This window comes from Anoxybacillus amylolyticus (assembly GCF_001634285.1).
Lineage (GTDB): Bacteria > Bacillota > Bacilli > Bacillales > Anoxybacillaceae > Anoxybacteroides > Anoxybacteroides amylolyticum.
Window position 1 is genome coordinate 2,025,860 of the sequence record NZ_CP015438.1, and the last position, 12,550, is coordinate 2,038,409.

The following is a 12,550-nucleotide window of genomic DNA, read 5'->3' on the forward strand; positions in this document are numbered from 1 at the left end:
TCATTCACCGCCTTGTGACACTTGCGCAGAGGCAAAAGTCGCCATTTTCAACATCGTCACTGCCGACTGCAAAATCGGGAATGCAACCGCTGCCCCGCTTCCCTCCCCAAGTCGCATATTTAAATCGATGAGCGGTTCTTTTTCGAGCAAATCAAGCGCTATACGATGTCCTGGTTCTTGGGAACGGTGACCGGCAATCATATAGTCAACGACACGTGGATGTAATCGTTCGGCAACGAGCGCGGCAACTGTACAAATAAAGCCATCTAGCAAAATCGGCAAGCGAGCCTCGGCAGCTGCTATCATCGCTCCAGCCATCGCGGCAATTTCTAACCCACCGATTTTCGAAAGAAGCCCGATCGGGTCAGAAGCGTCTGGCTGATGGAGCGCCAATGCTCGTTCGATGACGGTTCGTTTATGAAGCACCGCTTCCGCTGCAATACCTGTTCCTTTGCCAACGAGCAACTCCACAGGTTTACCGCTAATGGCAGCTAACAACGCACTTGCAGTCGTCGTATTTCCAATCCCCATCTCTCCCACAATGAGACAACGAATTCCTTGGTGAATCATCGCTTTTGCTTGTTCGTAACCGACGGAAACGGCTTGTTTTGCTTCGTCTCTTGTCATCGCTTCTTGTTCACAAAAATTGTTCGTCCCATACTTTACTTTTTCCTGCACAAATCCTTCCCCTGGAATATCGGTCGCCACTCCAACATCAATGACGGCAAACAATGCACCAATTTGTTCGCTAAAAACGTTAATTGCCGCACCACCATTGACAAAATTTAATACCATTTGCGCTGTCACTTCTTGTGGAAACGCAGAAACGCCTTCTTTGGTGACCCCGTGATCTGCGGCAAACACTAGTACGCCTGGAGGAGTGACGACCGGAAAGTGTGCTTCTGTCATTTCACTTAACGCAATTGCCAATTGCTCTAGCCGGCCAAGGCTTCCGGCAGGTTTCGTTAATTGATCGATGTAGTTACTTACTTCTTTGCCAATTTGTTTGTTTAACGCTGGAATATTGTACATGATCGTTCCCCCTTTGAAATTCGCTCATTTTTTGTTCGATTCGTTCGATTTGGACGTTTCGTTTGACACAATCCGCAAGCTGATGAAAAGCTTGTTCGCGTAGTTCCCTATACGACGGACGCTCGATCAGCGGTGGCAGCCCTTTTTTACGGCGAATCGCATTTAAGAAATGGTGACGAAAGCGATCGTTATGAAACAAATCGTGAAAATAGGTGCCGAGGATGCGTTCATCGCTCGTTTTGCAGCCATCTGTTCGTCCACCAGATATTTGAATAAACGGAATTCCACCTGTTCGCACGGAACGTCCCATATGCAGCTCATACCCTGTCACCGAAAAAGATTCGCCGGCAAACAGAGCCGTTCCTCCTGACCAAATGGTTGTTTTTTCTTTTTCGAGCGTCGTATCAACGGGAAGCAATTGCAGTCCTGTCGCTTCACCGATTGAAGTTTCAACGTGAAACGGGTCGATGATGCGTCGGCCAAGCATTTGATAGCCGCCGCAAATCCCAACAATCACTGCATCTGTCTGCTTATATAACCGACCGATTTCTGAGGCAATTCCACTTTCTTTTACGTATAGCAAATCTTCAATCGTATTTTTGCTTCCTGGCAAAAGAAATACATCCGGTTCACCGATTTCTTCTGCTTTGGTGACAAAACGAACGCTGCAATCCGGTTCAGCCATCAATGGGTCAATGTCAGTAAAATTAGAGATTCGTGGGTATTGTACTACTGCGATATCAAGTGCTTTTTCTGCTTTTTTCGCAGAAAAGCGCGCGAGCGACACCGAATCTTCCGCATCAATATGTAGCTCGTGCATATACGGAATAACCCCGAGCACTGGCACACCGGTATACTCCTCAAACCAATCAAGCCCTGGCTTTAAAAGCGTGTAGTCCCCGCGAAATTTATTAATAATCACCCCAATAACGCGCTTCCGATCCGCTTCTTCTAACAACTGCAACGTTCCTACTAAACTAGCAAACACACCTCCACGTTCAATATCACCAACTAACACAACCGGTGCATTCGCCATGCGGGCTACCCGCATATTGACGAGTTCTCGGTCGTTTAAATTTACCTCCGCCGGGCTGCCTGCTCCTTCGATGACAAGCCGGTCGTATTCGTTCATGAGCGTCTTTAGCGAGCGCTCAATCACTTGCAACCCAAGCGAAAAAAATTCCTCTCGATATTGCCCTGCTTTCATATTCGCATACGGTCGACCATGTACGACAATTTGCGCTTCATTTTCCCGGCTTGGCTTAATTAAAATCGGGTTCATATCCGTTGTTGCCCTTACTCGAGCCGCTTCTGCCTGTATCCCTTGGGCTCGGCCAATTTCTTTTCCATCTGGCGTTACATACGAATTTAACGACATGTTTTGCGATTTAAACGGAGCCGTTTTCCACCCATTATCGGCAAAAAGGCGGCAAAAGGCGGTCGTTATAATACTTTTTCCCGCGTCAGAATGCGTCCCTTGAAACATAATCGGCAGCGCTCTACGCATCATGCTTCACCTGCACACATCGCGTAAGCCAGCGGTCAACCATTTCCGGACAAGATGGAAAATAAAAATGAACGTATCCGGCCACAACGTTTTTCGTCATATAGCCGTCTTTTTTCGCCCCACGCAGCCCTTTTGTTTCGTAGGCAAAAGACGTATCACTGCGGGTAAACGTCGAGTAATGAAATTCGTGACCTTTTGCTACCGCCCCAAGCGGCAATAAAAAGTTTTCTTCTTCCCCGATCACTTCACGGTATCCTAGCGCTGCTAATTTCGTATGCATGCGAACCGTTCCTGGAATGACACCAACCATTTCGTAAAAGCGGCCATCCGTCGTTTCAATTCCTTCCGTTAAATACATAAACCCTCCGCACTCCGCAAGCGTTGGTAATCCTCGGTCAATCGCTTGGCGAATCGATTGGTTGACATCTGTTTGTCGCGCTAACTGTTCAGCAAACTCTTCTGGAAATCCTCCTCCAATATACAATCCGTCTGCGTCACTCGGAAGCGGTTCACCCGCAAGCGGGGAAAAGAACACGAGTTTGGCCCCATATGCCTCGAGCATTTCTAAATTTTCCGGATAGTAAAAATGAAACGCGGCATCTTTCGCAACTGCGATGCAAACGTCATATTGGTTGCTAGCCGTTGGATACGACCGTCCGATTTCTAAAGGCGGTGCTTCCGCCAAACGCCAAACGGCATCAAGGTCGACTGTTTGTGCTATTTGTTCGCCAAGCGCTGTAAAAAAGTCTGCTAATTCTCCGCGCTCAACCGACGGAACGAGTCCTAAATGACGCTCTGGAATTGAAAATTCGCCTGTTTTTGGCAAGAATCCGACAACGGGAATGCCGCACATCTGCTCGATCGCCGATTGAACTAAACGAAAATGCCCTTCGCTGCCAACGCGGTTAGCGATGACACCAACAATGTTCACACGCGGATCGAACTGTTGAAACCCGCGAACGACCGCAGCAGCGCTCCGTGCCATCCCTGCACAATCGACAACTAATAGTACTGGACTGTTAGTGATGGTGCTAATTTCCGCGGTCGACCCTTCATTGGTTGTCGGTCGTTTTCCATCAAATAGCCCCATCACTCCTTCGATAATAGCGATGTCCGCACTTTCGCATCCCCTTTGGCATACCGCTTTCACAACCTCTTCTCCACCCATCCAGCTATCTAAATTGCGCGACGGGCGTCCGGTTACCGCTGTATGGTACGTCGGGTCAATATAGTCTGGGCCACATTTAAATCCTTGTACCGCATAGCCACGGGTAGTAAACGCCGCCATTAGTCCGATGGTCACCGTTGTCTTTCCAACGCCGCTTCCTGTTCCTGCGATGACAATTCGGCGCATTTTATCCCTCCTTCTCGATGACGGCAACGGAAATCGTCACATTGCCTAATTTTTTCTTCACAAGCGCTAACTTCGCACCGCTATATAATTTCGCTGCCGGCTCGCTAACGCCGTATGCCCCCGTATAGCGAAAGACCGTTTCCGAAGGCTGCTCGATTGGCACGCGGTTTAGTTGTTCCGGTGTATAATAGACAAATTCCCAGCCATATTTTTGTACGACTTCTAGTAGTCCTGCTTCGTCTTTTTTTAAATCAATCGTGCAGAGCGCTTTGACACTTTTTATCGAAAACTGTAGTTCTGTTAACGTTTCGCCAATCACCGTTTCGATTTCTTCTGCCGATGTGCCGCGATTGCAGCCAATCCCAAGCACAATCACTTTCGGACGATATAGGACGCCATTTTGTAAAATCGCTTCTTCTTCTTTCGTTAACAGCCGATGTGTCACTACTAAAGCAGCGTCTGGTTTTGCCGCAAGCGCTGCAGCAATTGTTGGATAGAGGCGGATATTGGCAGGGAGCGGCGCGTCATACTGCCACCAGTTGCGTTCTCCCGATTCTTGCACAATCGCGACGTGTTGTTCGTTAACAACCGCTGCGCTTACAGGTGTTAACTTTTCTGCTGATTCCCATACCCAGCCGAATGACCGTCCGAATAAATCCACCGCTATTGTTTTTTGGACATCCGACGCTGTCGTAATGACTGGATGTGCTTGTAATAACTGGGCAATTCGGCGCGTCAATTCGTTTGCCCCGCCAAGATGCCCAGATAAAACGCTAATGACATGTTCCCCTTTGTCATCGATGACGACGACTGCTGGATCCGTTTTTTTATCTTTTAAATGCGGAGCAATCATGCGGACGACCGCTCCGAGGGAAACAATGAAAATAAGTCCACGATACGACGTAAAAAGTGTGGGCACTAACAACCGAACATTTCCGGCAAACAAACGAATTCCTTTTTCTTTTTCATCGCCTTTTGCAAATTTGTCGGTATAGTAAACATGCACGTCTGGCATTTGCTCGCCAAGACGGCGGGCAATTTCGACGCCATGTTTCGTAATCGCAACGACCGCGTACATCGCCTCACTCCCCTCGTCGATAGCCGTGCGTAAACGTTTTATCATACAATTTCGAGCGATACGACCGTTCGGTAATCGCCGAATCTAATGCCCATCCAGCGAGGATTAACGCATGTTGGCGAATGCCGTTTTCCCGCATCGCTTCATCCAATGTCCCGACAGTAGCACGAATGATTTTTTCATCCGGCCATGTCGCTTTGTAGACGACGACAACAGGGGTATCCTCGCTCCAGCCTGCTTCAAGCAACGCGTTTGTCACTTTTTTCGTTAACGTCGCACTTAAAAATAGCGCGATCGTACAATGATGTTTCGCCAATTGTGCTAATTTTTCCTTCTCTGGAACTGGCGTGCGTCCTTCCGCGCGCGTTAAAATGACCGTTTGCGTTAAATCAGGAACTGTCAATTCCACTTGCGCTGCCGCTGCCGCCGCAAATACAGAGCTAACACCTGGGACGATTTCCACCTTAATGCCTTCTTTTTTTAATAACGCGATTTGTTCAAGCGTCGCTCCATAAATGGATGGGTCGCCAGTATGAAGGCGTACTACCGTTTTTCCTTGTTTGACGCGTTCGACCATTTGCGTTACGATTTGTTCTAAATGCATCCCTGCCGTTTGAAAGATTTCCGCTTCTTGTTTGGCGTATTGTAAAAGCGCATCGTTGACGAGCGAATCGGTATAAAAAATCGCATCTGCCCGTTGTAAAAGCAACATCCCTTTGACCGTAATTAATTCAGGGTCGCCTGGACCGGCACCAACAATGTAAATCATTTTCTCACCACCATAAGCGTTAAATATTCGAGCTCCGTTCCGTCAAGCTTCTCAATGTCCCAAATGATTTCTTCATTGGACGTTGCTTTCGTTACAACCGCTGCACGGTTCACTAAATCTAATTCGCGCAGTAACTGCACCATCTTATCCATCACTTTCGCGACTTTTAAAAAGATGACGCAATCGTGCGCTTCAATCGCTTTTTTCATCGCATCATAGTCGTCGCGCGCTGGGATGATGGCGACATGTTCATCCCCATCAGCAAGAGGCAACTGTAAACGGGCAGCAGCACCGTTAATCGACGAAATGCCTGGTACAATCTCTATCGGAACGTTGGGATAGCGTTGTTGCATCGTTCGCATAAAATGAATGAAGGTACTATATAAAAGCGGATCTCCTTCTGTAACGAACGCAACATGTTTTCCGTGTGAAAGATGTGCCCATACAGCGTCTACCGTTTCGTCCCATCTTTCTTGTAACAGCGCTTTATCTTTTGTCATCGGAAAAATAAGCCCGAGCATTTCTTTTTCTTCTGGTGAAAAGTACGCTTCGACAATTTGTTGGGCGTAGCTTTTGCTGCCGCGTCCCTTTTTCGGATAAGCGATGACATCCGCTTCTTTTAAATAGCGAAACGCCTTAATCGTTAACAATTCAGGGTCGCCCGGACCGACACCGATGCCATATAACGTTCCAATCATTTGCTGTCGTCCTTTCTATATGCAGAAATAATAAAAATCGGATTTAACGCATCAAAGCGCGTCAGTTGCAAAATCGGTTTGCTTCTTGCAAATTGGGCAAGCGTTACGTCTGTATGAAACCCGCGGTTCTTTAACCCTTCGAGCGCTTCATGCAGCGTATCGAGCGTCACGGCATTGATGACCATTCGTCCGTTTTTCTTTAACCGCTTGCAACAAACGTCAAGAAGCGGCGCCATTTCACCGGACGTTCCGCCGATAAAAATAGCGTCGGGGTCGGGAAATTCATGCAAATGATCTGGTGCTCGCCCGTGAACGAGTGTAAAATCGGTACGGAATTTTTGCATATTTTTTCGGCAAATGGCAATATCATGTTCATTTTTTTCAATCGCAAACACCGCCCCGTCGCGCGCGATTTTCGCTGCTTCAATAGCGACTGAGCCAGTGCATGTCCCAATATCCCAGACGGTGCTCGTCCGCTCTAGCTTCATTGCGCTAATGCTCAACACCCGGACTTCTTTTTTCGTAATCAACCCTTTTTCTGGTTTGCGCTGAAAAAATTCATCGTCTTCAATACCTAAAGACCAAGTAGAACCTTCTTTTGTTTTTTGCAAAATAACTATATTTAAAGGAAGAAACTCGGTATTCACCATCTCTTCTAACGAAAAAAAGCGACAGCGCTCATCCGGTGCACCTAAATGCTCACCGACAAATGCGCGATATTCCGTCATTCCGTACGAAAGTAAATAATTAGCAATGACGGCTGGCGAGTTTGCCGCATCGGTTAAAATCGCTACTTTCTCCAATCCGTCAATCCGTTGTGCCAATCCTTTGAGCGGGCGGCCGTGGACGCTAATAAAAGCTGCATCATGCCATTTTTCGCCCATTTTGGCAAATGCCCATTGCACTGAGCTAACGGCTGGATACACTTCGATTGGAAGTTTGCTTGATAAATAGCTGCCAATGCCATAAAACAACGGGTCGCCAGAAGCTAAAATGACCGTTCGTTTCATTTCTTGGCGCAGTCGCTCGACAAGGGAAGCAAGTCCACTTTGAATGACGATTGTTTCTCCTTGATAATCTGGAAAAAATGAAAGATGACGCTCTCCTCCAATTAATAATTCGCTTTCGTAAATCCACTGCTCGTATAACGGAGGCAAGCTTTGTTTTCCATCTGCTCCGATTCCGATGAGTTTAATCGGCTGCATCATGCCGCACCGCCTTTCCTAACCATTGACCATCTAACGTATATAGCGTTGTTTCGATCGTCAGCCCGCCGCCAACTTCTTTTAATGCCGACTGACAGCAGTAATCGCACAGCTTGTCAAAAAAGCGCAAATGGCCAGCTGCCTGCATCCAATCGCCGACTTGTGAAGCTGTATTTGCTTCACGTATCGCTTGTATGAGTTCTGACGGAGCCCCTGCTTCTTCAGCGACTGCGGATAAAAAGTGGAAGTCGACAGGTGCACTTTTGGCGTGCACCATCATCACCCCTTGCGCCACTTTTGAAAACTTCCCCATCATTCCAACCATCGACACCGTTTTCATCTGATGCTTTTTGCATTGTTTGAGCGTAAAGCCGACGAAATCGCCCATTTCAATAAACGCCTCTTCTGGCAAGTGAGCGTACTGCTTCATCGCATATTTTTCACTTCGCCCTCCCGTTGTGATGACAACATGGTCACAACCAGTTGCTTTCGCTACTTCAATAGCGCGAACAATACTTGCTCGATAGGCAGAAGTCGAAAATGGAACGACAATGCCGCGCGTCCCTAAAATCGAAATGCCGCCAATAATTCCAAGCCGAGCGTTTAATGTTTTTTTCGCAATTTCCACTCCATTCGGCACGGAAATGACGATACGCACCCCGCTTGTTATTTCGTATTGTTCTAGCACTTGGCGAGCAGTTTCTGTAATCATTTTGCGCGGCACGGGATTGATGGCTGCTTCTCCAACCGGAACAGGGAGGCCTGGTTTGGTCACCCGTCCAACCCCTTCTCCACCATCTAGCTCAATGCTCGTTCCAGTCGTCCATGATACTGTCGCAACGATCGACGCACCATGAGTTGCGTCCGGGTCATCCCCACCGTCTTTTATGACAACGGCCGTTGCAGAAGTAGCTTGAAGATCGCATCGTTCGATGGAGAAGGTCACCCATCGTCCGACTGGCAAATAAATCGTTGCTTCCGTTGGCGGGATTCCGGTGATGAGGGCTGTTAGCGCCGCTTTCGTTGCCGCCGTGGCGCAAGCACCTGTCGTATAGCCTTCCCGCAACTGTTTTTCCCCCATTATTTACCCTCGCTCTGCTAAAATCGAAAGCGCATTAAGTGCCGCAACCGTCACGGTGCTTCCACCTTTGCGACCGATGTTCGTAATGAACGGAACGTCTAGTTTCGCCAGCTCTTCTTTTGACTCTGCAGCCGATACAAAACCAACCGGTAGCCCGATGACTAGTCCAGGGCGCGCCTCTCCTTCTTTGATTAAGCGAATGAGTTCTAATAACGCCGTCGGAGCGTTGCCGATGGCAAAAATCCCTCCCTCCGCTTCTCTCACCGCTTTTCGCATCGCAACAATCGCGCGGGTAGTGTTTAATCGTTTCGCTTCTTCGATAACGTCTGGGTCGGAAATGTAGACGTGAACGCTTCCGCCGAACTTTTCAATTCGCGCTTTGTTCACGCCGACTTGTACCATTTGTACGTCGGCAACGACTTTTTTGCCTGAACGGATCGCTTGAATCCCTGCTTCGACGGCGTTTGGATGAAACAGTAAGCTTTTTCCTAATGCAAAATCAGCTGAAGCATGAATGACTCGTTGAACGATTGGATATTGGTCATGCGTAAAAGCATGCTCGCCAATTTCTTCATCAATGATTTGGAAGCTTTTTGCTTCGATTTGTTGCGGTTGGACGGTGAGTGGACGAAACTCGGTACGAAAATCCATAATTACAACTCCTCTCTTGGTACAAGTTGACGTATTGCGGAAATGATGTCGGGAAATTCCGAGTATACGGTGCCATAGTCAATCGCTGGGCGGCGAATCACGACCGTTTCGATGCCCAATTCTTTTGCCGCGGCAATTTTTTCATAGACAGAACCAATTTGTCCGCTTTCTTTTGTAATAACTAACGTCACGCCAAAATGTTTGAATAGTGCGAGATCGAGCTCTTTTGTAAACGGTCCTTGCATCGCGACAATGTTTTCTTGTGGAAAATGTAGCTGTTCGCATTTTTCCATGTTATCTTTCCGTGGAAGCATCCGGGCAATGACGCGCACATTTGGCAACCCGAGCAAACGGTTGGCGAAAATGTGCAACGTCTTGCTTCCGGTGGTGAGCATCACCACTCCTTTTTTTTGTGCCGCATATTCGGCAGCTTCTTCATAATTATCGACAAACGTCACTTGTTCGGAAATAACCGATGCCGCTTTTCGCTCATAGCGAATGTATGGCACGTTGGCAGCAGAAGCTGCCTGCATAGCGTTTTTCGACGCTTCTTCGGCAAACGGATGGCTCGCATCGACGACTGCTTTTGCTTTTTTCGCTTGCAAAAGCTCAGCTAGTTGTTCTGCGGTTAACCTCCCCACATGGACAGATAAACCAGCTTGTCGCAATTGTTCTGCTGCATGTTCCGTTACGACAGTCGCCATGACAGGATACCCTTCGGTTTGAATCGCGAGCGCCAGCTGCCTCGCATCGCTCGTTCCTGCTAAAACGATAATCATCCAATCCCCCCTTTAATGATGATGGTGATGATGATGGTGGTGCTCCGCCATATGAAGCCGGTATTGGCAAAGATCACAGTTCATGGACACCGTTTGACTGAGCGCCTCCTCTACCCGATCCAATACAATCGTCTTTAGCTTTGGATGAAAACCGAAATATTCCGCTAATGAAAATTGTATGTCCGGATAGCGGAGGCGAAGCTCTGACACGTTTCGTTCTAGCCGTTTGATAAGCACACCCGTAAATAAAAAGTATGGTAGAATTACAATTTTTTTAGCGCCAAGCTTTATACAACGTTCAACCCCTTCCGCGAGCAATGGATTGGTTACTCCCATAAATGCCGGCTCCACAAGCGAATAGTTCGTTTGTTCCCAAAATAGGCGAGCGATTTTGTATAAATCGCTATTCGCATCCGGGTCGCTTCCTCCGCGCCCGAGCAAAAGAATGGCTGTGTGCGGGCCAGGTGCTTCCACTTGTTCGCCAATTTCTTGCAATCTTTCTTGTAAAATCGTAAACGTTTGCTCATGAATGCCAATGGGGCGTCCATAGATGATGTTTACGTGCGGATACCGCTCTTTTGCTTCATCGATCGCTTGAGGAATATGTAGCTTCGAATGACCTGCCGAAAGCAAAATAAGTGGAATGACCACGATTTTCTTAGCACCTGCCTTGACGCAGTTTGTCATCCCTTCGGCGATTGTCGGCAAGCCAAACTCTAAAAAACATGTTTCGATATGAAATTGCGCATCGATATCCAAACGAAGTTGTTCGACAAACTGAACGACTTGATCGTTCCCTTCTTGGTCACGGCTTCCGTGCCCGACAAATAAAATGGCTTCCACACACTCTCCCCCTATTCTCCGCAAACAGGCACTTCTAATGGCACCGGTTGTTTTTGGTACATAAATCCGCCTACTTGCTTGTTTCGTTCAAAAAATTTATGAAATCGCTCGTTCGGGTGACCATGTTCTTTATATTGTTGAATAATACAAGCCACGGTTGCTACGATTTCATGCGGCGGAATGCCTTCTGCGACAAGTTGACCTGGATGAGCGTTCCGTCCAATCGTTTTCCCGCCTAAAAATAAGTCAAATGCTCCTTTTCGGTAAACGATGCCAATATCTTCACGCACTGCTCCATAACATGCCATGCCACAGCCGTTAAATCCGATTTTTAATTCTTTCGGAAGCGCCATGCCGCCAAATTGTGCGTGCAGCTTTTCTGCGTATGGAATCGCCTCTTTTTTCTCGCCATCGCAAAAGTCGCACGCTTTAATGGTTAGAACATCACCAACTGGCGCAAGCAAAAACTGTGCCTCTTTTAATCTATCGACGATATACGCAGGGTCGTCCGTTTGTATTTCTAGTTTTATATAATGCTCTGGTGTATACGTTATCGTTCCTTTGTCGCCGACAAGTTCGGCTAATACGAGCAGTTGTTGCGACGAAAACGTTTTGTTCGCTACTCCTGGACTGACGGCTACTTCAAAAATGGAAGTAGGTTGTTTTTGTTGGCGAGCGAATTTTTGGACTGCTTCTTCTGCTATTGCACGGACGTTCGGTTTTGTTTGGTCAAGCGCCCACGGCTCTGCTTCTTTGCGCAACCGTTCATGCGGTTTGAGCGGTTGTTCAAGGGCAGTTAACGTATATTTTCGTTGATAGCCGCGCGGGGTAATCATCAAGCCGTCGTGCACAAATGTTGACGAGTTGCCGATAATTACAGTAGTTAACATGCCGATGTCGTGCTCAAGCATATGTTCTAGGTCGGTTAAAACAATTTGTTGCCGTTCGCGATAGGCGCTTTTCACTAGACCAACCGGTGTGTTCGGGCGGCGGTAGCGCAGCAAAATCTGTTGCGCTTCGACGATTTGCTGCGTTCGTCGGCCGCTTTTCGGATTGTACAGGGCGATGACAAAATCTGCCGCCGCCGCTGCTTCGATGCGTTTTTCGATGAGCGTCCACGGTGTTAAGTGGTCGCTTAAGCTAATCGTGCACGCATCGTGCATAATCGGTGCGCCTAATAGTGCACCACATGAGTGAATGGCGGAAATGCCAGGAATGACTTCGACTTCGATACGGCTATCTTTCGTCCATCCTTTTTCAATTAATACTTCATAAATAAGACCTGCCATTCCGTATACGCCCGCATCCCCGCTTGAAATGACCGCTACTTTTTTTCCTCGTTCTGCCCATTTTACTGCTTCTTGCGCCCGGCTTACTTCTTCTGTCATCCCTGTGCTAATCACCGGCTTGTCACCGATTAAATCAGCAACAAGCTCCACATACGTTTTATATCCGATGATTACATCGCTTTCTTCAATCGCTTCCCGCGCTCGCTTTGTCATATGGTCAACACTGCCTGGGCCAAATCCGATGACGAGCAGTTTCCCGCGCAT

At 47.8% G+C, this 12,550-nt stretch carries 12 protein-coding genes; all 12 read right to left on the reverse strand.

Annotated elements, in window-relative coordinates:
- From cobT to cobJ, 12 genes are read right to left on the reverse strand one after another with little or no spacing between them, the layout of a single operon-like run.
- Entirely contained in the window at window positions 1-1,032 is a 1,032-nt protein-coding gene (gene cobT / locus GFC30_RS10320) for a nicotinate-nucleotide--dimethylbenzimidazole phosphoribosyltransferase (RefSeq protein ID WP_179946271.1), read from the reverse strand.
- Entirely contained in the window at window positions 983-2,539 is a 1,557-nt protein-coding gene (locus GFC30_RS10325) for a cobyric acid synthase (protein WP_066325128.1), read from the reverse strand. The genes cobT and GFC30_RS10325 overlap by 50 nt, the downstream gene beginning before the upstream one ends.
- Window positions 2,532-3,893, reverse strand: a complete 1,362-nt coding sequence (locus GFC30_RS10330; protein ID WP_066325129.1) for a cobyrinic acid a,c-diamide synthase CobB — start codon at window positions 3,891-3,893, stop codon at window positions 2,532-2,534. The genes GFC30_RS10325 and GFC30_RS10330 overlap by 8 nt, the downstream gene beginning before the upstream one ends.
- A 1-nt stretch (window position 3,894) precedes the next feature.
- Entirely contained in the window at window positions 3,895-4,971 is a 1,077-nt protein-coding gene (locus GFC30_RS10335; RefSeq protein ID WP_066325130.1) for a cobalt-precorrin 5A hydrolase, read from the reverse strand.
- A 4-nt stretch (window positions 4,972-4,975) separates the two neighbouring features.
- Entirely contained in the window at window positions 4,976-5,740 is a 765-nt protein-coding gene (cobM, locus tag GFC30_RS10340) for a precorrin-4 C(11)-methyltransferase (RefSeq protein ID WP_066325132.1), read from the reverse strand.
- Window positions 5,737-6,438 carry a precorrin-2 C(20)-methyltransferase gene (cobI, locus tag GFC30_RS10345; RefSeq protein WP_066325134.1) on the reverse strand — a complete coding sequence of 234 codons (702 nt, stop codon included), beginning with the start codon at window positions 6,436-6,438 and terminating at the stop codon, window positions 5,737-5,739. The genes cobM and cobI overlap by 4 nt, the downstream gene beginning before the upstream one ends.
- Window positions 6,435-7,643, reverse strand: a complete 1,209-nt coding sequence (locus tag GFC30_RS10350) for a bifunctional cobalt-precorrin-7 (C(5))-methyltransferase/cobalt-precorrin-6B (C(15))-methyltransferase (RefSeq protein WP_066327321.1) — start codon at window positions 7,641-7,643, stop codon at window positions 6,435-6,437. Before GFC30_RS10350 ends, cobI begins: the two co-directional genes overlap by 4 nt.
- Window positions 7,630-8,727, reverse strand: coding sequence for a cobalt-precorrin-5B (C(1))-methyltransferase (locus GFC30_RS10355; RefSeq protein ID WP_148660381.1), 1,098 nt, complete (start codon window positions 8,725-8,727; stop codon window positions 7,630-7,632). Before GFC30_RS10355 ends, GFC30_RS10350 begins: the two co-directional genes overlap by 14 nt.
- The gene (locus GFC30_RS10360) at window positions 8,728-9,375 is read right to left on the reverse strand and encodes a precorrin-8X methylmutase (protein ID WP_066325139.1); all 648 of its coding nucleotides are present in this window, start codon (window positions 9,373-9,375) and stop codon (window positions 8,728-8,730) included.
- Between the two features lie 2 nt (window positions 9,376-9,377).
- Window positions 9,378-10,154: a precorrin-6A reductase gene (cobK, locus tag GFC30_RS10365; protein WP_066325142.1), complete on the reverse strand. Its 777-nt coding sequence runs from the start codon at window positions 10,152-10,154 to the stop codon at window positions 9,378-9,380.
- Window positions 10,155-10,166: 12 nt separating this feature from the next.
- Window positions 10,167-10,997, reverse strand: a complete 831-nt coding sequence (locus GFC30_RS10370) for a sirohydrochlorin chelatase (RefSeq protein ID WP_066325144.1) — start codon at window positions 10,995-10,997, stop codon at window positions 10,167-10,169.
- Between the two features lie 11 nt (window positions 10,998-11,008).
- The gene (cobJ, locus tag GFC30_RS10375; RefSeq protein ID WP_066325147.1) at window positions 11,009-12,550 is read right to left on the reverse strand and encodes a precorrin-3B C(17)-methyltransferase; all 1,542 of its coding nucleotides are present in this window, start codon (window positions 12,548-12,550) and stop codon (window positions 11,009-11,011) included.